At 64.3% G+C, this 25527-nt stretch carries 19 protein-coding genes; 12 read left to right on the top strand and 7 right to left on the bottom strand.

Features of this window, described 5'->3' with window-relative positions; all coding sequences use genetic code 11:
* Positions 1-114: 114 nt before the first annotated feature.
* On the bottom strand, positions 115-1170 hold the full coding sequence (locus B7Z66_10370; GenBank protein ID OYV76090.1) for an alanine dehydrogenase: 1056 nt from the start codon (positions 1168-1170) through the stop codon (positions 115-117).
* A 213-nt stretch (positions 1171-1383) separates the two neighbouring features.
* On the opposite strand from B7Z66_10370, the gene B7Z66_10365 reads away from it, so the two are divergent.
* From B7Z66_10365 to B7Z66_10345, 5 genes are all read left to right on the top strand, one after another.
* The gene (locus B7Z66_10365) at positions 1384-2343 is read left to right on the top strand and encodes a thioredoxin-disulfide reductase (protein ID OYV76089.1); all 960 of its coding nucleotides are present in this window, start codon (positions 1384-1386) and stop codon (positions 2341-2343) included.
* A gap of 117 nt (positions 2344-2460) precedes the next feature.
* Positions 2461-3597 (top strand): GNAT family N-acetyltransferase, encoded by a 1137-nt coding sequence (locus B7Z66_10360; protein OYV76088.1) that lies wholly within the window; start codon positions 2461-2463, stop codon positions 3595-3597.
* A 43-nt stretch (positions 3598-3640) separates the two neighbouring features.
* A complete protein-coding gene (locus tag B7Z66_10355) occupies positions 3641-4369 on the top strand; it encodes a leucyl/phenylalanyl-tRNA--protein transferase (GenBank protein ID OYV76087.1) in 729 nt (242 codons plus the stop codon).
* 177 nt (positions 4370-4546) lie between these two features.
* Positions 4547-5284, top strand: coding sequence for an arginyltransferase (locus tag B7Z66_10350; GenBank protein OYV76086.1), 738 nt, complete (start codon positions 4547-4549; stop codon positions 5282-5284).
* Positions 5285-5405: 121 nt separating this feature from the next.
* Positions 5406-5624 (top strand): translation initiation factor IF-1, encoded by a 219-nt coding sequence (locus B7Z66_10345; GenBank protein ID OYV76085.1) that lies wholly within the window; start codon positions 5406-5408, stop codon positions 5622-5624.
* Positions 5625-5888: 264 nt separating this feature from the next.
* Here B7Z66_10345 and B7Z66_10340 read toward each other — a convergent pair whose 3' ends face one another.
* From B7Z66_10340 to B7Z66_10325, 4 genes are all read right to left on the bottom strand, one after another.
* The gene (locus tag B7Z66_10340; GenBank protein ID OYV76084.1) at positions 5889-8147 is read right to left on the bottom strand and encodes an ATP-dependent Clp protease ATP-binding subunit ClpA; all 2259 of its coding nucleotides are present in this window, start codon (positions 8145-8147) and stop codon (positions 5889-5891) included.
* A gap of 27 nt (positions 8148-8174) precedes the next feature.
* Positions 8175-8495 (bottom strand): ATP-dependent Clp protease adapter ClpS, encoded by a 321-nt coding sequence (locus B7Z66_10335; protein OYV76083.1) that lies wholly within the window; start codon positions 8493-8495, stop codon positions 8175-8177.
* Positions 8496-8850: 355 nt separating this feature from the next.
* Positions 8851-10116 (bottom strand): NADP-dependent isocitrate dehydrogenase, encoded by a 1266-nt coding sequence (locus B7Z66_10330; protein OYV76082.1) that lies wholly within the window; start codon positions 10114-10116, stop codon positions 8851-8853.
* Positions 10117-10215: 99 nt separating this feature from the next.
* Positions 10216-13101 (bottom strand): hypothetical protein, encoded by a 2886-nt coding sequence (locus B7Z66_10325; protein ID OYV76081.1) that lies wholly within the window; start codon positions 13099-13101, stop codon positions 10216-10218.
* Between the two features lie 132 nt (positions 13102-13233).
* Here B7Z66_10325 and B7Z66_10320 point away from each other — a divergent pair, with 132 nt between their 5' ends.
* The 5 genes from B7Z66_10320 (at position 13234) to B7Z66_10300 (ending at position 19942) form a co-directional block, all read left to right on the top strand.
* The gene (locus B7Z66_10320) at positions 13234-13698 is read left to right on the top strand and encodes an NUDIX hydrolase (GenBank protein OYV76093.1); all 465 of its coding nucleotides are present in this window, start codon (positions 13234-13236) and stop codon (positions 13696-13698) included.
* Between the two features lie 77 nt (positions 13699-13775).
* Entirely contained in the window at positions 13776-14918 is a 1143-nt protein-coding gene (locus tag B7Z66_10315; protein OYV76080.1) for a tRNA 2-thiouridine(34) synthase MnmA, read from the top strand.
* A 46-nt stretch (positions 14919-14964) separates the two neighbouring features.
* Positions 14965-15585, top strand: coding sequence for a lysogenization regulator HflD (locus B7Z66_10310; GenBank protein ID OYV76079.1), 621 nt, complete (start codon positions 14965-14967; stop codon positions 15583-15585).
* Positions 15586-15780: 195 nt separating this feature from the next.
* Positions 15781-18540 carry an aconitate hydratase 1 gene (locus tag B7Z66_10305; GenBank protein ID OYV76092.1) on the top strand — a complete coding sequence of 920 codons (2760 nt, stop codon included), beginning with the start codon at positions 15781-15783 and terminating at the stop codon, positions 18538-18540.
* Between the two features lie 34 nt (positions 18541-18574).
* Positions 18575-19942, top strand: a complete 1368-nt coding sequence (locus B7Z66_10300; protein OYV76078.1) for an adenylosuccinate lyase — start codon at positions 18575-18577, stop codon at positions 19940-19942.
* Positions 19943-20029: 87 nt separating this feature from the next.
* On the opposite strand, the gene B7Z66_10295 is transcribed toward B7Z66_10300, so the two are convergent.
* On the bottom strand, positions 20030-22462 hold the full coding sequence (locus tag B7Z66_10295) for a hypothetical protein (GenBank protein ID OYV76077.1): 2433 nt from the start codon (positions 22460-22462) through the stop codon (positions 20030-20032).
* Positions 22463-22901: 439 nt separating this feature from the next.
* On the opposite strand from B7Z66_10295, the gene B7Z66_10290 reads away from it, so the two are divergent.
* Both B7Z66_10290 and B7Z66_10285 read left to right on the top strand, forming a co-directional pair.
* Entirely contained in the window at positions 22902-24119 is a 1218-nt protein-coding gene (locus B7Z66_10290; GenBank protein OYV76076.1) for a hypothetical protein, read from the top strand.
* Entirely contained in the window at positions 24106-24537 is a 432-nt protein-coding gene (locus B7Z66_10285; protein OYV76075.1) for a hypothetical protein, read from the top strand. Before B7Z66_10290 ends, B7Z66_10285 begins: the two co-directional genes overlap by 14 nt.
* A gap of 62 nt (positions 24538-24599) precedes the next feature.
* On the opposite strand, the gene B7Z66_10280 is transcribed toward B7Z66_10285, so the two are convergent.
* Entirely contained in the window at positions 24600-25358 is a 759-nt protein-coding gene (locus tag B7Z66_10280) for a hypothetical protein (GenBank protein ID OYV76074.1), read from the bottom strand.
* Positions 25359-25527 lie beyond the last annotated feature (169 nt).

The following is a 25527-nucleotide window of genomic DNA, read 5'->3' as shown; positions in this document are numbered from 1 at the left end:
TTTGAATCATCGCCCGCTCTTCAATACTCAATTGCTCGTAGATTTTTCCCATGCAACATTATCCCCTAAAATTGTTGCACTTGGGATTTGAGCGCGCCCATGAATTTATTGCAATTAATCAATCAACGCGGGGTGGACCAGGACGCCCCTCTGGACGTTGACGCCGGCGCGCAGGACGGGGTCCGTTTCCCAGTCCTCGCGGGCGATGGCCCGCACATACGGGATCAGGGCTGCGGACAGGGCCTGGGAGGCACTGCGCGGCACGGCACCGGGCATATTGGTTACCGCGAAGTGCACAATTCCCTCCCACAGATAGGTGGGGTTCTCGTAATCCGTAGCGCGGGTGGTCTCAATGCACCCCCCCTGATCCACAGAGATATCCATCACTACGCTGCCGGAGGCCATGGCGCCCACCGTCGCCGCGTCCACTACGTGGGGTGCCCGCCGCCCGGTGACCAGGACGGCGCCGATCAGCAGGTCCGCGCCCGTCACCGCTTGGCGCACCGCCCCACCATAGGCATACAGTGCGTTCACATTAGCGCCCAGGGCGCGCATCCGCGCCAATTTATCGGGCACCCGATCAAACACGGTCACCTCCGCCCCCAGCGCCGCAGCGGCCGCCGCCGCGCTGCCCCCCGCCACCCCAGCACCGAGGATCACGACACGACCGCGCTCGACCCCGGGTAATCCCCCCAACAACACCCCCTTGCCTCCCTGCGGGTGGTGCAAAAGCTGGGTGCCGATCTGGACTGCGAGCCGCCCCGCGATCTCGCTCATGGGCGCCAGCAAGGGCAGCCCGCCATGGGCCTCCACGGTCTCGAAGGCCACGGCGGTGAGACCGATCCGGCACAGGCGTTCGGCGAGCTCGGCATTGGCGGCCAGATGGAGATAACAGAACAATCGGTGTTCGGGGCGCAGCAGGGAAAGGTCCGGTTCGGTGGGCTCCTTGACCTTCACGATCAGCTCGGCGCTGCGATACAGCACCGAAGCGTCGGCGGCGATCTGCGCTCCCACGTCCCGATAGGCGGCGTCGTCGAATCCGCTGAGTACACCCGCGCCGCGCTCCAGGTATACGGCGTGTCCGTCACGTACCAGTTCGGCGCAGGCATCCGGAACCAGTCCTACGCGGCCCTCAAGGACCTTGCGCTCCCGTGGAACGCCGATACGCATCGCCTCTCCTTTGACCCAACGCGGCCGATTCCGTACAATCGCCCTGCCTGACGCGCACCTCCGGCGCACATCCCGTAGTCGGCCCCGGAGCAAGTCGATCCACTCGCGTGTCCAACCCCCAGGGACCGTAGGACACTGCTTCGGCGGCGCACGCCCGCAGGGCCGTTGGCCTGGGCTGATGCACCTTCGCCATACACGGTGGAGTGATTATACATGAGCAACCCCCGACATTGCCGACTGTTGATCCTGGGCTCCGGCCCGTCCGGCTACACTGCCGCCATCTATGCGGCACGGGCTAACCTCAGCCCCGTGCTGGTCACCGGTGTCGAGCAGGGCGGCCAGCTCATGACCACGACCGACGTGGAAAATTGGCCCGCTGGCGCGGAGGGATTGCAGGGGCCCGCCCTCATGGAGCACATGCGCGAGCACACGGAACGATTTCATACCGAAATCGTGTTCGAGCAGATTCACAAGGCGGACCTCAGCCGGCGCCCGTTCCGCCTGGAAGGCGACAACACCGTCTTCACTTGTGACGCCCTGATCATCGCCACCGGTGCATCGGCCCAATATTTGGGCATCCCGTCAGAGGAGAAGTTCAAGGGACGCGGCGTATCTGCCTGCGCCACCTGCGACGGTTTCTTCTACCGCGACCAACCCGTTGCGGTCATCGGCGGCGGGAACACGGCGGTGGAAGAAGCACTGTACCTGGCCAACATCTGCTCCCACGTCACCCTGGTCCATCGGCGCGACCAGTTGCGCTCCGAGAAGATCCTGCAGGACCGGCTGTTCAAGAAAGTTGCGGAAGGCAAGGTCACCATCGAATGGAACCACGTCCTCGACGAGGTGCTCGGTGACAACAGTGGTGTAACCGGGGCGCGCATCAAGGATGCCCGCAACGCGACCGCCAAAGAGCTCCGCGTCCAAGGCGTATTCATCGCCATCGGCCACAAACCCAACACCGCGATTTTCGAGGGCCAGCTCCCCATGGCGCACGGGTATCTCAAGGTACGCGGCGGCAGCGACGGCTTCGCCACCGCCACCGAAGTGCCCGGTGTGTTCGCCGCGGGCGACGTCGCCGACCACGTGTATCGCCAGGCGGTCACCGCGGCCGGACTCGGATGCATGGCGGCACTCGACGCGGAACGCTTCCTCGACGCCGAGCCGGGGAACTAGCGCCGCGGTTCTGGGCCTCTGCGGTCCGGGGAGATCGGCGCCAGCGTCACGGCGGTCCGGTCCGATTCGATGCCGCGGGACCCAGCCAACGACGGGCTTACGGCATAGCTGTCCCCAATGCACACCCAAACACACGCCTGTCTGGATGAAATTCCCGCCGACCAGTGGAACGGCCTGGTGGAAGGCGGATATCCCTTCCTGCGCCACGAGTTTCTGTCCGCGTTGGAGCACCACGACGCGGTCGGCCGGCGTTTCGGCTGGTTGCCCCACCACCTCGCTTGCTACGACGCGGATCAGCGCCTGGTCGGGGCGGCTCCGCTCTATCTAAAAGACAATTCCTACGGCGAGTTCGTATTCGACTGGGCCTGGGCCGACGCGTGCGAACGGGCGGGGATGCCCTACTATCCCAAACTGGTGGCCGCGATCCCCTACACACCGGCGCCCGGTCCGCGGATGCTCACCGCACCCGGACATCACGAGACTGCTGGGCTAGCGCTGGTGACAGCAGCCGTGGAGGAGGCGCGCCGCCTGCGCGTGTCAAGCCTGCACTGGCTGTTTACCAGCAGTTCGGACGACGCACTGCTGACGCATCAAGGTCTGCTGTTACGGACCGGCTGCCAGTTCCACTGGCACAATCCCGGCTATCGGGACTTCGATGATTTCCTCGCTACGTTCAACTCCGAACGACGCAAGAAAGTCCGCCGGGAGCGGCGTCGCGTGGCGGAGCAGAACGTAGAGGTCCGCGTACTCCATGGGCACGAGACCTGCGGCGCGGATTGGTCCACCTTCCACCGTTTCTATGCGGCCACGTTTCACCGCCATGGCGGCGTACCCACTCTCAGCGAAGGGTTCTTCGCGGAAGTGGCGCGCACCCTTGGAGACCGGGTCGTACTGGTGCTGGCTGCATGTGGCGGCCGCGACGTGGCCGGGGCACTGTGCTTCCGCTCGGACGACACCCTGTATGGACGCCACTGGGGATGCGACGATACCTACGACGGGCTGCATTTCGAGGCCTGCTACTATCAGGGTATCGAGTATTGCATTCGCCACGGCCTGCGGCATTTCCAACCCGGCGCCCAGGGCGAACACAAAATTTGGCGGGGCTTCGAACCCACCGCGACCGCCTCCATGCACTGGATCGCCCATCCGGGGTTCCGTCAGAGCATCGCCCGGTTCCTCGAACACGAGCGTCAGGAAATGACGTGCTATATTGCGGAAATGCGGGCTCATACCCCTTTCAAGGCGGCTCCATGACCGGCGCGCGGACGCCGCTGGGCGGTGCGCGCTCACGGCGGGCATGGCACTGAACCTCTTTTGGCTGGATCCCAACGACACCGAGAGCCCGTTCCCGGACGTGCGTTATGCATTGCGCCAACCCGAGGGTCTCCTGGCGGTGGGCGGTGACCTCTCGCCCAGGCGCCTGATCCGCGCCTATCGGCATGGTGTATTTCCGTGGTACAGCGAAGGCCAGCCTCTCCTATGGTGGTCTCCGGATCCACGCGCGGTGCTATTCCCGGACCGGCTCCGGGTCTCGCGCAGCCTACGCAAGACATTGCGCAAAGGGACCTATCGGGTGACCCTGGATCAGGCCTTCGAAGCGGTGATCACGCGCTGCGCGGAGCCCCGTCCGGGACAGGACGGCACCTGGATCACGCGCGAGATGCGTGACGCCTATTGCGCGCTGCACCGCAGCGGGGTCGTCCATTCCGCCGAGGCATGGTGTGACGGCGAACTAGTGGGGGGACTGTACGGAGTCGCCCTGGGCCGGGTATTTTTCGGCGAGTCGATGTTCAGCCGCCGACCCGATGCGTCTAAGGTCGCGTTCTATTTTTTGGTGCAACAGTTGCGGGCCTGGGACTACGCCGTGATCGACGGCCAGGTCCCCTCACAGCATCTCTACAGCTTGGGTGCCGAGGATCTGGAACGCGGACGCTTTATCGAGTTGCTGCACCACTGGTGCGCGATCCCCGGCCAACCCCCGCCCTGGCACCTGGATCCGGGGATCGGATTGCAGGGACAAGCCTGAGGCGCACCCGGGACCGCACCCATATGACCGGGGGAGCGCCCGGGGGTGCCTTGTGTTAGGCTTTTAAACGTGCCGCAGGCTTACTGGCACCGGGGGCGGGGGCTGGAAGCGTTGCCTTTTCCAACTCGGCGTCGCTGGTTCCGGCCATCGGCCCTGAAGTCTGTCATAGGCAGCGTCATGACCGGAACCGCACCTCAAGCCTCTGACTTGCGCCAGCTATCGTTCTACGCCAGTGCGGAGCACCCTTGCAGCTATCTTCCAGGACGGCAGTCCCTGTCGCTGTTCGCCGACCCCACCGCCACCGTCACCAACACGCTCTACAGTCAACTGGCGCCCTATGGCTTCCGACGCAGTGGGCCCTATCTGTATCGCCCCGCCTGCCCCCGCTGCGACGCCTGTGTGCCGGTGCGCATCCCGGTGGCTGAATTCCACGCCCGGCGTAACCATCGCCGCTGCGTGGCACACAATCAGGACTTGCGGGTACGGGCCGTTGAGCCGGGCCATTATGACGAGCATTTTCGCCTCTACCGGCGCTACATGGCCCACCGCCACTCCGGGGGCGGCATGGACGACCCCGACCCACGCCGCTACACCGGGTTCCTCACCAGCGCCTGGAGCGACACGCGCTTTTACGAGTTCCGCCACGCCAACGAACTATTGGCGGTGGCCGTGGTGGATCATTTGGACGACGCCCTCTCAGCGGTCTACACCTATTACGACCCCGACTGCCCCGCCCGCGGCCTGGGCACCTATGCCATCCTGTGGCAGATCCAGGAGGCGCGCCACCGGGGCTATCGATGGCTTTACCTGGGCTACTGGATACGAGAGTGCGCCAAGATGCGCTACAAGGATCAATTCCGTCCATTTGAGGTGTACCGCGGCGGCTCGTGGCAGCGTCCTATCCCTTGCGCGTGAGGTCTTTTCCCACCGACTGTATTGGTTCCCGGGCCCAATTCGCATAGAATGGCCGGATTCACTCACCAGCGGATGGCCCGAACCCGATCCACGCGGGCCGGCCGCCCTGAAGCGGGACACCATGGCGAAAGAAGATCACATCGAAATGGAAGGGACAGTAGTCGAAACCCTGCCGAACACCATGTTTCGAGTCGAACTGGAAAACGGTCACCGGGTGACCGCGCACATCTCCGGCAAGATGCGCAAGCACTATATCCGGATCCTGACCGGCGACAAGGTGACGGTGCAGCTTACTCCCTACGACCTCACCAAGGGCCGGATCGTCTACCGGACCAAGTAAACCCCTGGCCGCCCCGCGGCGCGCATCAATCCGTCCAACCCCTTGTTAAGCCGAATAGCGCGCTTGTCTCGAGATCCGGACCTTGTGACCGGACCAGGCCGTTCGCATCGCGGATAGTGGCAAGGGTGGATGGAAGTCACTACAGACCGGACCGACAGCGGCGTAAACGGCACCCATGATCACCCGGCGGCACATGGGCCCTGCCTGCGTTCGCGATGAAACCGACCGGCGTTGGTCAACGCGAAGACAGGGGATCGGCGTTCCTCACGGTACCGCTTCCTCCTCCTCGATCGCGAAGGCAAGCGCACCCCCTTCCACCCGGATCTTCAGGTAACCTCCCTCGGAGAGCCGACCAAACAGCAATTCTTCGGCCAACGGCTTTTTGATGTGTTCCTGGATCACCCGAGCCATGGGCCGGGCACCCATCTTCGGATCGTAACCGCGCTCCGCCAGCCACGCGCGGGCCTCCTGATCCACCTCCAGCGCCACACCCTTTTCCTGAAGCTGGGCCTCGAGTTCAAAGATGAACTTGTCCACCACGTGGGCGATGGTTGCGGCGTCGAGGGGCTGGAACTGGATGACCGCGTCCAGCCGGTTGCGGAACTCGGGACTGAAGGTCCTGCGGATAATCTCCATCCCGTCCGCGGTATGATCCTGGTGCGTGAACCCCACCGACGGGCGACTCATCTGCTCCGCTCCCGCGTTGGTGGTCATCACGATGATGACGTTGCGGAAATCCGCCTTACGGCCATTGTTGTCCGTGAGAGTCCCGTGGTCCATCACCTGCAGCAGCAGATTGAAAACGTCCGGGTGCGCCTTCTCGATCTCATCCAGCAACAACACCGCGTGGGGATTTTTTATGATGGCCTCGGTCAGCAATCCACCTTGGTCGAATCCAACGTAGCCCGGCGGCGCGCCGATCAGGCGCGAAACCGTATGCCGTTCCATGTACTCCGACATATCGAAACGGATCAGTTCGATCCCCATGATCCGGGCAAGCTGCCGGGTAACCTCCGTCTTGCCAACTCCGGTGGGCCCCGCGAACAGAAATGCGCCGATCGGCGTTTGAGGATTTCCGAGGCCCGAACGCGCCATCTTGATGGCGCCCGCCAGCGTCTCGATGGCGATGTCCTGTCCGAAGATCACCATCTTCAGGTCACGTTGCAGCGTGCGCAGCACGTCCTTGTCGGAGGCCGATACGCTTTTGGGGGGAATGCGGGCGATCCGGGCCACGATATCCTCGATATCGCCCACCCCGACGGTCTTCTTGCGCCGCGACGGTGGCTGCAGACGCTGACGGGCGCCCGCCTCATCGATCACGTCGATGGCTTTGTCCGGCAGGTGCCGGTCGTTGATGTAGCGGTCGGCGAGTTCAGCCGCGGCGCGCAATGCCCGCACCGAGTACTTGACGCCATGATGGTCCTCAAAGCGGCTCTTGAGCCCGCGCAGAATCTGCACTGTTTCTTCCACGGTAGGCTCGGAAATATCGATCTTCTGGAATCGGCGCGCCAGGGCCCGGTCCTTTTCGAAAATGCCACGGTACTCCTGATACGTGGTGGAACCGACACACTTCAGGTCGCCGGACGCCAGCATGGGCTTGATCAGATTGGATGCGTCCATAACGCCGCCGGACGCCGCGCCGGCCCCAATGACGGTATGGATCTCGTCGATGAACAGGATCGCGCCCGGCTCTTTGCGCAGTTGCGCCAGGACACCCTTCAGGCGCTTCTCGAAATCTCCGCGATACTTCGTCCCAGCCACCAGCGTGCCGAGATCCAGGGCGTAAATAGTACTGGTACTGAGTATTTCCGGCACCTCGCCGTCCACTATCATCTTGGCGAGACCCTCGGCGATAGCGGTCTTTCCGACACCCGCCTCGCCGACAAATAGCGGATTATTCTTGCGCCGCCGACACAGAATCTGGATCGTGCGTTCGATTTCCGCACGCCGTCCGATCAAGGGGTCGATCTTGCCCTGCCGCGCAAGCTGGTTCAGATTCGTGGCGAAGGTCTCGAGCGGGCGCTTGCTGGGGCTCTCGGCGCCGTGCTCTTCCTCGGCCGGGGCCGCGGACATGTTGTCATCGTCGCCATGGACCTTGGAAATGCCATGGGCAATATAATTCACCACGTCGAGACGGGTGATGTTCTGTTTGTTCAGGAAGTAGACCGCCTGCGATTCCTGCTCGCTGAAGATCGCAACCAGCACATTGGCGCCGGTCACTTCCTTGTTGCCCGCGGACTGCACATGGAACACGGCGCGCTGCAGCACCCGCTGGAAGGCAAGCGTGGGCTGGGTCTCGCGTGGATCATGGATCGGCAGCAAAGGGGTGGTCTCTTCCAGGAATCCACCCAAATCCTTCTTGAGGCGCTCCAGGTCGGCGCCGCATGCCCGCAGGACCTCCGCCGCGGTGGGGTTATCGAGCAGCGCGAGCAGCAGGTGCTCGACCGTCATGAATTCGTGCCGCTTCTCCCGCGCCTCCTTGAAGGCGAGATTCAGGGTAAATTCCAGTTCCTTGCTCAACATGGCACTTACCTCACGTGGGAGACGGCCCTAGGCCTCCTCCATGGTACACAACAGCGGATGTTGATTGCGGCGCGAGAACTCGTTCACCTGGGCCACCTTGGTCTCGGCGATCTCCCGGGTAAACACCCCGCACACCCCTTTGCCCCGCGTATGTACGTGTAGCATGATCTGGGTAGCCTTGGTACGGCTCATTGCGAAGAACTCCTCAAGCACCTGCACGACGAACTCCATGGGCGTGTAGTCGTCGTTCAGCAAAACGACCTTGTAGAGGGGCGGGCGCTTGAGCTTCGGCTTCGCCTCCTCGACCGCCAGTCCGTCGTCCTGATTTGACCCACGTTTGTGCTCCATGGTTACCCATTGTACCCGATACAGGCCCCGGATTGCCGGCGCGGCCCACCGCGTTTGGTATCGGCCACCCCGCGGATCCAACCGCCGTTCCCAGCCCGCCGCACCGCGCTTTACCGCTCAGCACTAGAGCTACCATATTCCAAATACCGGTGCAACGCGACGGGCGGGTGTAGCGGAACAAGTGGCTCATCTGAATACCTGCCGATTATATCGCATACCGGCGCGTTCCAAGGCCGTTCTGGCACCGCGTCCACACCGGCGGAACACCCTCGCCCACGCCTATATGCCCTGTATCGGCAGCCCCCCCAAGAGGTAAAATCCACCGCCGCAAAAGCCGCCTGGCGACAGCGTCGCGTCAGGCGTCCTTCAAGCTGCGGATCACCGCGTCGGCAAAGCCCGAACAACTCACCCGGGTCGCGCCCGCCATCTGCTCCGCGAGGTCGAAGGTCACCGTCTTCGCCTCGATGGCCCGTTCGACGCCCTGCAGCACACGGTCGGCCGCCTCGTGCCAACCCATGTGGCGCAACATCATCTCCGCCGACAGAATCAGCGAACCCGGGTTGACTTGGTTCTTCCCCGCGTACTTGGGCGCCGTTCCGTGGGTTGCTTCGAACAACCCGACATGGTCCGAGAGATTCGCCCCCGGTGCCATGCCGATCCCACCCACCTGGGCGGCCAGGGCGTCGGAAATGTAATCACCGTTCAGATTCAGGGTGGCGATCACGCTGTAGTCGGCCGGATGCAGGAGGATCTCCTGCAGAAACGCGTCCGCAATCACATCCTTGACCACGATGTCCCCGCCGCCCCCCGGATTCGGAAAGTGCCACCATGGTCCGCCGTCCAGCTCCCGCGCGCCAAATTCCTCGCGGGCCAATTCATACCCCCAGTTCTTGAAGGCACCTTCGGTGAACTTCATGATGTTTCCCTTGTGCACCAGGGTCACCGATGGACAGTGGTTATCCACCGCGTACTGCAAGGCCTTACGTACCAGCCTGCGGGTACCGTCCCGCGACACCGGCTTGATACCGATGCCGGAGGTCTCCGGAAAACGGATCTGCGTAACCCCGAGATCGCGCTGCAGGAACTCGATCAAGCGCTGCGCTTCGGGGCTGCCCGCCGCCCATTCGATACCTGCGTAGATATCCTCCGAGTTCTCCCGGAAAATCACCATATCAGTGTTGCCGGGCTCCCGCAGGGGACTAGGCGTGCCGCGGAAATACCGTATCGGACGCAGGCATACGTAGAGGTCGAGCTGCTGGCGCATGGTGACGTTCAGGGACCGGATCCCACCACCCACCGGCGTGGTCAAGGGTCCTTTGATTGCGACACGGAACTCCCGCATGGCATCCAGGGTTTCGTCTGGAAGCCAGACCGCAGATCCGTAGACCGCGTTCGCCTTCTCGCCTGCGTAGATTTCCATCCACGCGATCCGGCGCCGGTTTCCGTAGGCCGTCTCCACGGCAGCATCGACCACGCGGTGCATAGCCGGCGTGACATCCACCCCGATGCCGTCTCCCTCAATGTACGGGATGATCGGCCGATCGGGCACCACGAGACCGCCCCCAGAATCCGCGCCAATGGGTACGCCGTCCGCCGGGACGGTAATCTTGTCGTAGGGCATGAAGACTCCGGGGCTTGAGCATGATCCGGCCGCGATTCTAGCACTCGCGCCCCGCGCGCGGCCAACTGCGGCGCGCCCCGGCACGGCGGTGCCGCGAATTCAGGTCGGACAGATCCCAGGGACGCCCGCCGAGCGGGCAACTGCCCGGCAGGGAAAGGACATATCCGGACGTCCCAGGTAAAAGCCCTGGGCATAGTCCACACCAATTTCCTGGAGCAAATGCAGGATCTGCTGGGATTCGACGAACTCCGCCACCGTCTTCTTTCCCATCGCGTGGGCCACCTCGTTCATGGAACGCACCACGGTCAAATTAACCGGGTCCGTGTCCATCGTGCGAACGAAGGAACCGTCGATCTTCACGTAGTCCACCGGCAGGTCCTTAAGATAGGTGAAGGAGGAATATCCCACGCCGAAATCGTCCAGCGCCGTGGTGCATCCCAGCGCACGCAGACTCGAGAGAAACTGCGCCGCGACGGTCAGATCGGCGATGGCCACCGTTTCCGTGATCTCAAAAGTCAGGGCTGCGGGATCGACGGCGCTGCGCTGCACCTCCCGGATGATCAACTCCCGCGCCCCCAGATCATTGATGGAAGCGGCCGAAAGGTTCAACGAATAGCGTACGTCCCCGCCCGCACTACGCTGTTCGGCTAGCGTGGAAATCGCATTTCTCACCACCCATTTGTCGATCTCCGTCATGAGCCCAAAACGCTCCGCCGAAGCCAGAAAACCCGCCGGGAGGATCACCTCATCGTTGTCACCGAGCATGCGCAACAGCACTTCATAGCCGTGCACCACGCCGCTGCCGGCAGCCACGATCGGCTGGCAGGCGATGGCAAAGCGGTTCTCGTCGATCGCGCGTTTGATCCGCCGCGCCCAACCTATATCCAAGGTCATCTCCGCCACATTCTCGCGATCCGCGCCGCGGAAGACATGCACCCGGTTGCGGCCCAAGCGCTTGGCGGCGTGACAGGCGATATCCGCGTGAGCCAGCCATTCCTCTTTAGTCTCCACACGCTCCGTAAACGGCGCCACCCCGATGGAACATCCAACGTCGACACGGGCTCCCTGAAGGTCGAAGACGTAGTCCGCAAGCTGGAGACGATAGGATTCCGCGACCCGCAGGCTGGTATCCTCATCGACGTCGCAGAGCAGCACCGCGAATTCATCGCCCCCGACACGCGCAAGCAGATCGCTGCTACGGACCCTCTCCCTTAACAGCGCCCCAACCTCGACCATCAGGTGGTCGCCCGCGTGGTGCCCGAGGGTGTCATTCACATATTTGAAATTGTCAAGATCCAGATACAGCAGCGCGTAACGCCCGGCGCCGCTGCGCACCGCCTGGTCGAACACGCGCACCAGTTCCTCCATGAAGTAATAGCGGTTGTATAATCCGGTGAGCGAATCATGTTCCGCGAGATCCGTGAGCCGCTGGACCATCTGCTGTTGCCCACTGACATCGGCGACGATCGCCGTGAAACAGCGTTGGCCATCGACCATCATCTCGCTAAGCTTAAGGGACAGTGGAAACCGCCGCCCGTCCTTGCGCTGGGCCTCCAGGGAAAGCTCCTGCCCCGGGCAGTCCGAACCCCCGGCGCTTGCGAGACAGGCCACGGGGTCGAATGGGCCTGGTCCGGCAAGCAGGTACGCAAAGTTCCTGCCCACTGCTTCCTCTGCCCGGTATCCGAACAGGGTCTGTGCCGCGCGGTTGAAGGTCTCGATTGCGCCGTGTTCCGTCAACGTGAGAATCCCGTCCCGAACGTGGTCGAGTATCGCCTGCAGGCGCCGTTGCCGCATCTGTGCCTGTTCCTTCATCCGGCCGAATGCGCTCAGCACCTGCTCGGCCTCAGCCAGGGGGGGACGCCGCGTTTGGAGGGAGGCGCCTCCCCGTCCGTCGGCATCGATCGCGTGGGTGAGTTCCCGCAACGGCCGCCGAACTCGGCGGTCGAAAATTCGGTAGGCCGCAGCGAACAGCAGCAGACCCAGCAGGGTGTAGCCCCACAACAACCGGGATAGGGCCCCGGTGGTACGGCTGGTATCCGCGAGGCCCGCGGCGATCTCCGCGCTCGAGCGGCGTTCGATGACATCGAACAGGCCCCGGGTCCTGGTGAGCAGTGGTTGCACGCGCTGCTGGAGCAAGCGCGAATCCAGGACCGGCGGGTGGCGGCGCCACAACTGGAGCAGTGCTGCGAGGGCCGCATCGTAGCGGCGCTGGGCGGTCTGCAGCGCGACGTACCCGGCACCGGCAGGATGATCCAGCCCGGCGCGGCGCGGCCCGTAGAGGGCGTCCAGGTCGGCTTGCACCCGGTGCCGATTGGCGCCCCGGTGGTCCGGAAACGGCGCGCGTCGGGATTGTGGCGCGGCGGCACCGGACAGTCGCGCCGCGAAGGCCTGCACGGCGCGGGCACGGGCCTGCCAGTCCGCGCGCAGCTGCGCGCGCATCCGGCGCACCCGGGATCCGCCCCGTTCCGATCCCCGTGCCTCGGCCAACGTCCGCTGCAGGGCCTGCAGGAAGTCACGGTTGGCGGGGGCCAGCCCATCGCGCGTAATCGCCGCAGCGCGGCGCCGCAATTCCGGGGTCGGGAGGACCTCCAACACCCCCCGGAATCGATGGTCTATCTGATCGAGCAAATCCTGGGATTCCGCCAGGAGGGTCCGAATCTCTGGCGACCAAACCCCAAACGGCGGGTCCACGAGGCGCTGGGCGCCCTGTTGGAGTCCGTTCAGTCGGCGTTCCAGGCCCGGGAGTGCGTACGGGTCTTTCCGTACCGCGTACCGACGCAGGGCGGACTCGAGCCCCCGGAGTTGGCCGCGCAAGACGTGCACGGTCTGCTGCAAGTATGCGTGGTTCCGGACCAATGCGAGGTTGTCCCGGGCCTGGGACCGTACCCGCGCGTCGGTATACAGAGAAAGGGCCAGAAGGGCTAACATCACCACGCCGGCGGTAACCAGGAAACGCCCACGGAAACTTTGCCAAGGCCTGCGCATGGGACGGGAAGCGCTCCGGTGTCCGGTGCTGCGGTTTTAGTTTGCTTTCTAAATTTCACTCAGAATATCACTGGTTTGTATCGGATCGATAATGTGAAACTTGAGCCGATCGAAGCCCTGGGAGACGAAGCAATGACCTGGAAACCCCATGTGACGGTTGCCACCCTGGCGGAGCGGGACGGGCGGTTTCTGGTAGTAGAGGAGGAAATACGAGGCCGCCTCGTGTTCAACCAGCCCGCTGGACACCTGGACCCGGGAGAGTCCCTGGTCCAGGCCGCCATCCGGGAAACCCTGGAGGAGACTGCTTGGCACTTCCAGCCGCGCTGGCTCACCGGGATCTACCGCTGGGTGGAACCCAGCCGCAGCGTGACTTTCCTGCGCTTCTGTTTCGCCGGAACCTGCGACCGGCAGGAGCCGGGACGGACCCTCGATGCCGGGATCCACCGCGCCCTCTGGTTGACCCGCGCGGAGCTGGAGGCCCACGGCCCACGGCACCGCAGTCCTCTGGTGCTGCGCTGTCTCGAGGACTACCAAGCGGGCCACCGCTATCCCCTGGAGCTGCTTCAGGACCTGGGGGATGGCGCGGAAATCCGCTAAACTGAACCGGCGCGGCACGCGCCTTCCCTCAACCTCCGGCAGGGACATAGTGCTGCGCCCTGCAACCCCGGATCACCATGCCCGCGAGCCCGCTCGTCACCCTGCCCCCCACTCCTCCGGTCCCCGACACCGCCGTGCGGCGCGTGGCCGTGGGCCTGTCCGGAGGCGTCGACTCCTCGGTGGCGGCCTTGCTGTTGGCGCGGCGGGGCTATCAGGTGCAGGGTCTCTTCATGAAAAACTGGGAGGACGACGACACCGACGGGGTGTGCGCTGCGGCGGCGGATCTCGACGACGCGCAGGCGGTCTGCAAACACCTGTCGATCCCGCTGCATACGGTTAACTTCGCGGACCAGTACCGCACGCGTGTGTTCGCCCACTTCCTCGCGGAACACCGCGCCGGGCGCACGCCGAACCCCGACGTGCTGTGCAACCGGGAGATCAAGTTCCGTGCGTTTCTGGATCATGCACTGCGCCTGGGTGCGGAGCGCATCGCCACCGGTCACTACGCGCGCCTGGAAACGCGGGATGGGCGCGTGCACCTGTTCAAGGCGGCGGATGCCGCCAAGGATCAGAGCTACTTCCTCCATACCCTCGGGCAGGAACAACTCGCACGCGCGTGGTTTCCGCTCGGGGCACTGCACAAGGGCCAGGTGCGTACCCTGGCCCGGGAAGCGGGCCTGGCCATACATGCCAAGAAGGACAGCACCGGAATCTGTTTCATCGGCGAGCGGGATTTCCGCGGATTCCTGCGCCGCTATCTCCCGGCGCAGCCGGGCGAGATCCGTGGCATGGATGGTGAACTCCTCGGGCGTCACGAAGGCGTGATGTTCTATACCCTGGGACAGCGGCGCGGCCTCGGCGTCGGCGGTCACAGCGGCGCCGCCGAGGGGGCCTGGTACGTGGTCGACAAAGACCTGGCGCACAACGTGCTGGTGGTGGCCCAGGGGCATGATCACCCACGCCTCGCGCGCCCCGCGCTGCGCACCGGCCCGCTCCACTGGATCGCGGAACAGGCGCCACTGCTGCCTCTGTCCTGCACGGCGCGCATCCGCTACCGCCAAGCCGATCAGGCTTGCGTCGTGGAATCCAGCGACGACGGCTACGTCGTCCGCTTCACGCACCCGCAGCGCGCCATTACACCCGGGCAGTCGGTGGTGCTCTACCGTGGCGAGGAATGCCTGGGTGGGGGTGTCATTGAGGCCGCGCTGGAGACCGTATGAACCGTGGTCCGGCAGCCCGCGGACCAGCGCAGCCCGCGAGCGGTCGATGATCGCTCGCCGTCGGGACCAAGCCCTGGCACTGTCCGGCGTCCTTCAGGCCCTGGATCTGGTGCAGCGCGCCGCCCGCGGACACGCCCTGGATCCCCGGGCCTTGACGGTGTGCCTCGGCAGCCTGTTCCAGACCGACCCACGCACCGCCCAAGACGTCTACGGCGACCTCGGCGGCCTGGCCCGGGGACTGTCCCTGCTCGAACGCCAACTCACCCTCCGGGGCCCGCACCGGGACCTGGAACTCACCCGGTATACGGTGGCGGTACTGCATGCGGAACGTCAGTTATCCCGCCGCCCACGTCTACTGAAAGCGATACGCGCGGGGATCGATCACGCCGCAACCGAAGGGCAGCGCCTTCCGCTCACCCATCCTGAGGTGAGCGCCGCCCTTGCGGAGACCTACACGCAGACCGTGAGCACCCTGCCCGACCGAATCCTCATCACCGGGGCCGCGGCCCAATTGGCAATGCCGGACAACATCCATCGGGTGCGCGCCCTGTTACTGGCGGCGATCCGTTCCGCGGTACTTTGGCGCCAGTGCGGCGGCGGGCGGCTGAAGCTGCTATTCTCCCGCGCGGCGCTGCTAGAGGCGGTCGGCGGTCTGGGCAGCGTTTAGCGGTCATCGTGACCCGGTTACTGGCTACCCATCGGCGCGAGTCTTACTTTTAAACGTCTGAATAGAATGATATTATTTCCGACCGGGCTGATATCCGGGCGAGGCCGGTCGTGACCTCCTGTGGCGATCGCTGACCGGGTGTTTCAGGCGCAGGATATCCGGCGGTATTCCAACCATGGCAAGGGGATGCATTTCATGAGGAACAGCTTTTCCGCGCGCGGCACCCTGCGGGTTGGAGACCGCGAATACGAAGTCTTTCGCCTCGCGCCCCTGAGCGGGCGCTTCGATGTGGCGCGGCTGCCCTATTCCCTCAAGGTGCTGCTGGAGAACCTGCTGCGCCACGAAGACGGGGTCAATGTGAGCGCCAATGATATCGAGGCCCTCGCCGGCTGGTGCGCAAACGGCGGCGCGGCGCGGGAGATCTCATTCACGCCCAGCCGTGTACTGCTTCAGGACTTCACCGGCGTTCCAGCCGTGGTGGATTTGGCGGCGATGCGCGATGCCATGCACGCCATGGGCGGCGACCCGTCCCATATCAATCCGCTGCAGGCCGCGGAACTGGTGATCGACCATTCGGTGCAAGTGGATGCCTTCGGTACTGACAAGGCGTTCCGGCTCAACGCCGAGCTGGAATTCCAGCGCAACCGTGAGCGCTATGCCTTCCTGCGTTGGGGCCAGAAGGCGTTATCCAATTTCCAGGTGGTGCCACCGGATACCGGCATCGTCCATCAGGTGAACCTTGAGTATCTGGCCCGGGTGGTATTTGTCCGGGAGGACGCCGTGATGCCCCAGGCCTACCCCGACACCCTGGTCGGTACCGACTCCCACACCACCATGATCAACGGGCTGGGCGTATTGGGCTGGGGCGTCGGGGGCATCGAGGCGGAGGCCGCCATGCTGGGCCAGCCCGTGTCCATGCTGATCCCGGATGTGGTGGGATTCCATGTGACCGGAAAGCTCCCCGAAGGGGCCACCGCCACTGATCTGGTGCTCACGGTGACCCAGATGCTGCGCGCCAAGGGCGTGGTGGGAAAATTCGTGGAGTTCCATGGAGACGGGCTCGATCACCTGCCCCTCGCGGACCGGGCCACCATCGCCAACATGGCGCCGGAGTACGGTGCCACCTGCGGGATCTTTCCCGTGGATCAGGAGACCCTGCGCTATCTGCGTATCAGCGGGCGCAGCGCGGAGCAGGTAGCGCTGGTGGAAGCCTATGCCCGGGACCAGGGCCTGTTCCGGGAGTCGGGCATGGCGGCGCCATGTTATTCGGACGGCCTGGAACTGGACCTGAGCGCCGTGGAACCGAGCATCGCAGGCCCCAAGCGGCCCCAGGACCGGATCGCCGTCCACGCGGCCAAGCAGGCCTTCCAAAAGGAGCTGGGCGGGCTGGTGGCGGAACGCCGGGCGCGAGCCGACGCCGACGCCGAGGCAGCACGCTTCGAGGGCGAGGGTGGTCACACCGCGGTGGGCATAGAAGACCCGCGCACGCGCGGCATGGTGCCCGTAAATCTGCAAGGCGCTACCCACGAGTTGCACGACGGCTCCGTAGTGATCGCCGCCATCACCAGTTGCACCAACACCTCCAACCCCGCGGTCATGATCGGCGCCGGCCTCCTGGCCAAGAAGGCCCGCGCGCGCGGCCTGGACACACAGCCGTGGGTAAAGACCAGCCTCGCGCCGGGCTCACGGGTAGTGACTGATTACCTGAACAAGGCCGGCTTACAAACCCACCTGGAGGCCCTCGGCTTCCATTTGGTGGGTTACGGCTGCACCACTTGCATCGGAAACTCCGGGCCGCTGCCGGAACCGGTGAGCGCGGCGATCCGCGCCGGGGATCTGGTGGTCTGCTCCGTATTGTCGGGCAACCGCAACTTCGAGGGCCGCATCCACTCGGAGGTGCGGATGAACTACTTGGCATCCCCACCCCTGGTGGTGGCCTACGCCCTCGCCGGGCGCATGGACATCGATCTGCTGAACGAACCTCTGGGCCTGGATCCGGCGGGCGCGCCGGTCTACCTGCGGGACGTGTGGCCCAGCCAGCGGGAGATTCACGAAACCATCGAGCAGACGGTGCGTACCGGGATGTTCCAGGCGGCTTACCGGGACGTGTTTGCCGGCGACCGGCACTGGAACGGGTTGACGGTGCCGGAGGGCGAACGCTTCGCATGGGACGATCATTCCACTTACATCAAGCAACCCCCGTATTTCGTGGGCATGAGCCCGCAACCCGCCCCGTTGGCGGACATCCACGGCGCTCGAGTGCTGGCCCTGCTGGGGAACAGCGTCACCACCGACCACATCTCCCCGGCGGGGGCCATCGAGGTCGACAGCGCCGCCGGCCAATACCTGATCCAGAACGGGGTCCAACCGGTGGATTTCAACTCCTATGGTTCGCGACGCGGCAATCATGAAGTCATGATGCGCGGCACCTTCGCCAATATACGCTTGCGCAACCGACTCGCCCCGGACACCGAGGGCAGCTGGACGGTGTACGTGCCCGAGGGTACGCCCATGTGGATCTTTGACGCCGCCATGCGCTACCGGGACAATGGTGTACCGCTGCTCGTAGTGGCCGGCAAGGAATACGGATCCGGCTCCAGCCGCGATTGGGCCGCAAAGGGGCCCCGCCTGCTAGGAGTATGTGCAGTGCTTGCCGAGAGCTACGAGCGCATCCATCGTTCCAATCTGGTGGGAATGGGCGTTCTACCCCTGCAATTCCGGGACGACGAGAACGCCGAGATCCTGGGCCTTACCGGTCTCGAGGAATACGCTATCAGTGGGCTGAGCGAGGGTTCGCCAGGGACAGTGACGGTGACTGCGGCACCAGCCGACGGGCCGCCGATACGAATCCAGGCACGGGTCCGGATCGATACCCCGCAGGAGTGGGAATACTACCGCCACGGAGGCATCCTGGCGTACGTGTTGCGCCAGCTCCTGGCGCGCGATGCCGCCTGACGACGGCTGCACCCCTCGGCATGCGAGAGCTGCGATGGAACTGACACCACTGACCGCCGTTTCCCCCATTGACGGACGCTACAACGGCGCCACCGGGGAGTTGCGTCCACTGTTTTCGGAATACGCGTTGATCCATCACCGGGTATTGGTGGAGGTGCGTTGGCTCGAGGCCCTGGCGGGCTCCGACGGTATCCCGGAGGTGCCATCACTGAGTCAGCATGCGACCCAGATTCTGGACGGCATCGTAGAACAGTTCACGCTGGAGGACGCGCAGCGTGTCAAAAATATAGAGCGGACCACCAACCACGATGTCAAGGCAGTGGAGTACTTCCTGAAGGAGAAGATCGCCGGCAATGCGGAACTGGGGGCAGTGGCCGAGTTCATCCACTTCGCCTGCACCTCGGAGGATATCAACAATCTCGCCTACGCCCTGATGCTGCGGGCGGCCCGCATCGAAGTGCTGCTCCCGGCCCTGGATGAGCTGCTGGACACCCTGCGGGAACTCGCCCGGCGCCACGCCCACCGCGCCATGCTCTCGCGCACCCATGGCCAGCCCGCATCCCCCACGACCCTAGGCAAGGAGATGGCCAACGTCGTCCACCGGATCAAGCGTCAGCGCGATCAGTTGGCGGCGGTCCCGCTGCTCGGCAAGATGAACGGTGCGGTCGGCAACTACAACGCGCATCTCGCGGCCTACCCAAAGCTCGACTGGCGCGCGTTCAGCGCGGACTTCGTCACCGGCCTCGGCCTGGACTGGAACCCCTATACGACCCAGATCGAACCTCACGACTACATGGTGGAGTTCTTCGACGCCCTCGCGCGCCTCAACACCATCCTGCTGGACCTGTGCCGCGACCTCTGGGGCTACGTGTCGATCGGCTATTTCCGCCAGAAGAGCGTGGCCGGCGAGGTCGGTTCCTCCACCATGCCACACAAGGTCAATCCTATCGATTTCGAGAATGCCGAGGGCAATCTGGGACTGGCCAACGCGTTGTGCAGGCACCTTGGCGCCAAACTCCCGGTGTCACGCTGGCAGCGCGATCTCAGTGACTCTACGGTGCTGCGCAACCTGGGCGTGGGCATCGCCCATTCGCTCATCGCGTATCGTTCCTGTCTCAAGGGACTCGGCAAACTGGAGGTGGATGACGCACGCCTGGACGCGGACCTGGACGGGAACTGGGAAGTCCTGGCGGAAGCGGTACAGACCGTGATGCGACGCTATGGAGTGCCGGAGCCCTATGAACAACTGAAGGCGCTGACCCGCGGGCGGCGCGTAGACCGCGCCGCCTTACAGCGATTCATCGCGGATCTGAACATCCCGGAAGACGCCCAGCGCAGGCTTGCGGCCCTTACGCCGGCGACGTATACCGGCAACGCCGGCGAGCAGGCCGACGAGATTTAGCATGGCGTTTCAAGCTTAGAGGCGCCGTTCAGTGCGCGCCTAAATCACGGGCTCTATCACCACCAGGAATTATCCAGACTACCGGCCTTATGGACCGGACCGCGCGCGCGCGCGGATCAGATTGGATACCAGCGGATTCAGCTTGGCGACACTAAGCCAGCCGATGAAGTCCGCAGCCGGCAACGGGATGCCGAGATAGTTGCCCTGGGCCACATCGCAGCCCAAAATCTCCAACACCTCCCAGACCTCGCGCAGCTCCACCCCCTCCGCCACCACACCCAGGCCCAAGTTGTGCGCCAAGTCGATAGTGGCCCGCACGATGACCGCGTCGTTGTCATTGCGAACCATCTCCATGACAAACGACTTGTCGATCTTGATCTCATTCAATGGAAGTTGTTTCAGATATGCCAGAGACGAATATCCGGTCCCGAAATCGTCCACGCAGCTCCGCACTCCTATGGCGTTCAAGCGCAGAAGGTTTTCCCGCACGTTTCCAGGATCAGACATGATGGCGCTTTCGGTCACCTCAACGATCAGCCGCCGGGGCGGAAGTTGCCACTTGCGCAGCAACTGGTCAATCACATCCGCCATCTTGGGATCCTGAAGATTACGCACGGAAAGATTCACTGCGACGTCCAGGTCCATACCCTCCTGAACCCAGCGCGTGCATTGCCGCAGGGCGTTGTCGAGCACCCATACCGTAAGGGGCTTGATCAGGCCCGTCTGTTCGGCGATATGAATGAAATCATCCGGCGGGATCTGTCCGAACCGGGGATGCGACCAGCGCAACAATGCCTCCGCGCGCAGCACACGCCCGGTTTTCATGCAAAACTCCGGTTGGAAATAGAGCTCCAACTCTCCTTTCTGGATCGATTCGCGCAGATCGCTCATGAGCGCGATGCGTTCCACACTGTGCTGGTCCTGGCCAGGGTCATAGATCGCAAAGCCGCTGTCGAGGCGTTTCGCCATGTACATCGCGATATCGGCACGCTGCAGCAGGGTATTGGCATCGTTCCCGTGCACCGGGAAATGCACGATACCGATGCTGATGCCCACACTGAGGTTGTGGCCCTCTACCGAAAACGGCTGGTCGATGGCGTCGGCGATCTTGCGCGCCAACTGCATGGAATGGTCCTGTGCAGCGGCGGGCAACAGGACTGCGAACTCATCGCCGCCGAGCCGCGCGACCGTATCGGTGGTCCGCAAAACCCCCAACAAACGCTGGGCCACCTGCTTCAGCATCTGGTCGCCGATGTGATGACCCAGAGTGTCGTTGATCTCCTTGAAACGATCCAAGTCCATCATCAGCAGCCCGAACGGGCGCTTATCGCGCTGGCCACTGAGGACGGCATGCTCGAGACGGTCATACAGCAGGATCCGGTTTGGCAAATTGGTGAGCGCATCGTGCAGGGTCTGATGTTCCAGGCTGGAGGTCTCGTGCACGACTTGTTCCATCAGGTGCTGAAACTTTCTCTCCAGGCCCTGCAATTCGTCCCCGCCGCCCCCGGACAGCTGCGACAAGCCCAGGCGGCGGGAAAATTCGCCGACCCGCAAGCTCATGAACCGGATGCGGTAGGTGGTCCAAAGCAGGAGCAGGCCGAAGGCCACCACGAAGGCCAGGGCGGTGAGCAACCGCTGCCCCCGTTCGTGCGCCATTACCCGGCCTATCAACCGGCGCGTCTCCGTAGTGGAATACAGGGTGGCGAAGTGCGCCGTCAAACCGGACGCGCCGGCATGGATCGGTCCCTGGTCAACCAGCAGGTACCGGTTTCCCAACCCGGACACCAAGGTATTCGAAGGAAGCGTGGCGGGCCGGCCACTGACCAGGATGCGGCGCCCGTCCGGGCTCAGCAGGGCAAGGATGTCCCCGGACGGCTCATTTTCCTCCAAATTGCGTAGAAAGCTGCCGTCCAATGGCGAGGCCAGGACCAGGAACGCTTCCGGCACGGCGCGGCCCTGGTCCACCGGCGCGCTGGACACCAAGTAGGGTTGGCCGTCCAGGGAGGTGAGATAGGTTTGCCCCTGACTCAGACGCAGTAACCGCTGGTCAATCGCCACCAGGGCTGGCGGAGGTGCTGCGGCGCGCCCGACGTACAGCTCCCGGACCCGCCCATGCTGATCCACGAGCATCGCGTACTCGGGACGGGCCACGGCGCCCATCACCGCCGGGCTCGGAAGCCAAGGAGGCGGCAAGTCGTGGTATAAGACGGGCGCGGCAGGTGCCAGCGCTCCCTGCCAGCTCGTGGATGCCAAATAATCGTGTACCGCCTCACGGTCGGCGAATAGTACCGCGGCCTGATGGTAGGTCCGCAGCCGCCGGTCGAAGACTGCCCAGTCCCGGCGGGACTGGGCCATGGCCTGGTCCCCGAGACGGCGCTCAAAGACCCGCGTCAAGTCGTGAGCATAGAGGTAGCCGGAGGCAGTCCACACCAACAACCCGAGCGTGGCGGTCAGAATCAGCGCCTGAAGGGCGAGGGGGGCCCGCCTCCAAAAGGTCCAGACCCGGGTCAGGAACGCCATAGGAGTCCACCTGGCGGGCGCGGGATCCGCGTGGCGCAGAGATATTCGCTCATGCGCGGAACGAGGCTTCTCTCCTTGCGAAACCTATCGCCCGTTGGGATTGCTCCGGAGCTTGCGGATGCGAATGGAAGGGGCATGGGAAGAATTCAGCACCGTACCTGGGTCGTTTCTATTTGGTCAACTAATAAGATAAAGAGTTTAATGTGATTACTGAGATACATATGCCGGTGGCCTGGTTACCGGATGGGGCACCGGGTCGTGCTGCCGCCCATGCACCCGGCGGCGCACGACCGCTCAATCGGTCATAGCGGCCGGAAGATTCAAAACTTCAGCAGCTTAGCGCCCCGGCTCGGGGTTGTTACGCCCACGGCAAGCACCCAGCCGGTTACGGCGCAGGAATAGTGAGTTACATTGACGCGGATCGGTTCTTCTGCCCCCGATGGCTGAACGCCACACCCCTGGAGACCCGCCCTTGACTCAACCCAAGCCCCCGAGCCAGATCGAGCTCGGCACCGATCCCCAGGCATTCCTGGATCGATATTGGCAAAAAGCGCCGCTTCGGATACCGGGTGCCCTCCCCGGCTTCCGCAATCCCCTTAGCCCGGAGGAACTGGCGGGTCTCGCCTGCGCGGACGAAGTGGAGGCGCGACTCGTATTGGAGCGGGCCGGAGCCCGCCCCTGGGAGGTGCGCCATGGCCCATTTCAGGAGCGGGACTTCACCACCTTGCCGGAGACCCACTGGACCCTGCTGGTACAGGACGTGGACAAACGGGTCGCGCCGGTCGGCGCGCTCCGGGAAGCGTTTCGTTTCCTCCCGGACTGGCGCATCGATGACATCATGGTGAGTTACGCGCCGGAAGCGGGCGGCGTGGGGCCCCACGTGGACCACTACGACGTGTTCCTGCTGCAGGGACTCGGGCGCCGACGCTGGCAAATCCAGCGCCACCCGTCCCTGGAATGGGTACCAAGCCTGGATCTGCGCATCCTGGCGCGTTTCGAAGCAGAGGAAGAATGGGTACTGGAGCCCGGTGACCTGCTGTACCTACCACCCGGCGTGGCCCATTACGGGGTCGCGCTGGAACCCTGCATGACGTATTCGATCGGCTTCCGGGCCCCTACCCATCGCGAGTTGGTGAGCGGGTGGATGGAACAGCAGGTACTCGCGGTAGATCCGGAGTCGCGTTACTGCGATCCGCCCCTGCGGTCATCCGCCGACCCGGTGGAAATCGGCGCAGACGCCCTGGAACGGATACGGGAGATCCTGACGGAAGCCCTGCGTTGGGACGAAGACACCCTGGCGCGCTGGTTCACAGCCTTCGTGACGGAGCCCAAACCCGGTCTGGGCGGCGTCCCGCCGCGACGCCCGCTCAAGTCAGCAACCGTGCACCGACGGATCCGCAACGGCGCTGCGCTGCGCCCGGAGCCCGCCTGCCGTTTCGCGGTCACCGGCGCCCGCAACGGATACCGCTACTTGGCGGTGGACGGGCGCAGCTATTCCTATCCCGACGCATGGCATTCCGCCCTGCGCCCACTCTGTGCCGGAGGTGTTGTTCCCGCGGGCGTGTTCGCACCCTTTCTGGACGATCCGGCCTTCGTCGCGTTGTTGACCGAGCTGTACCACCACGGTGCGCTCCACGTCGGCCATGAACCCGGCTGACTTCCAGGTCCGCGCCGCGGATTGGAATACCGAGCAGGCCGCACTGCGGGCGGTCCGCACAGCGGTGTTCGTGCGGGAGCAGGGCGTCAGCCTGGAGCTGGAATGGGACGGTCGCGATGTATCCGCCATTCATGTCCTGGCGGCGGACCACCGCCAGACCCCCATCGGCACCGCACGGATGCTACCTGACGGACACATTGGACGCATGGCGGTACTGGCTGCGTGGCGCCGCCGCGGCGTGGGCTCGACGCTATTGTTGAAACTCCTCAAAGATGCCCGTGATGGCGGGCTGAACCGGGTGTTTCTCAACGCCCAGACCCACGCGGTCCCGTTCTATGGGCGGCACGGATTCCGCGTGATCGGAGACCCATTCACGGACGCTGGGATCCCGCACCTGCGCATGATCCGCGACCTGTAGGAACGTTGAGTGCGGTTCGCCCGAACACTGATCCACGCAGTGGGAAATCGCATGGCCCCGGGTCAGCGTCGGCCGGTACCACGCCCCGCCGATTGAGGGGGGCGGGGCTGGATACAAAACAGGGGGTCACCCCGATCCACCAGCCCGCTGCAACGGACCCCCGTGAGCAGCCCGGAAACCAATGCCGGAATGGACTCCCGTACACCGCCATCGTAGCGATCATAGATATCTCCGAGGGTCTCTCCCGCCTGGACCCATGCCCCCGGTTCATGCAGGGCGATAAGGATCCCGGCGACGCCGGCACTGGCGCGGCGCTCCCGCTCCGCGGTGAAATAGTGCAAATCGTCTTCCTCATCTTCGGACAGAGACTCCCCTTCCAGCACGCTGGCACGCAACAGGAACGCCACCAGGCTCCGAAACAACCGCTCGCAGTACCCCTTGTGGAGCCGCCCCGCGCTGCCCAGGATAATCTCAAAGCGGGGATTACCATCCGGCTGGATGGGCGGGTATTCCACCACCGCGGGCAAGCCGAACAAGCAGGCATCGGCACGTTCGTCGTCCGCGGGCCCGTAGAGTCGAACCTGCGGCAGTTCTTCCAGCCCCGGGTCAGGCGAGCGGATGCGGATCCGGTACGGGATTCCCGCCGCAAGGGCCCGGGTCGGATGACTACCGGCGCCGGCCGGAAATATCACGACCGGTTCGCGTAGGCGCAGGGAGGTAGCGGAATCCGCCTGGGCACAGAAATGCAGAAACGCGGCGAGCCGTGCCAGGACAAAACTCCCATTGACGTCCCCCACGCCGTCCCCGGTGAATAGCAACACCCGGGGACGCCGGCCCTGGGGCCCGAAATAACACGGGCCCGGGATCGAAGTTCCAGCGGCCCGCCCCTCCCGACCCGGGTGGATCGCCTGAGCTACGCGTACTGCCCCGCTCTTCAAGCCTTCAATGCGCACACGTCACCTCCCATCCCCGAGCGCCGCGACCCACTCG

This window comes from Chromatiales bacterium 21-64-14, from assembly GCA_002255365.1.
GTDB lineage: Bacteria > Pseudomonadota > Gammaproteobacteria > 21-64-14 > 21-64-14 > 21-64-14.
Note: the sequence above shows the minus strand (reverse complement) of the source record. Positions and strands in the feature narration are given on the sequence as shown.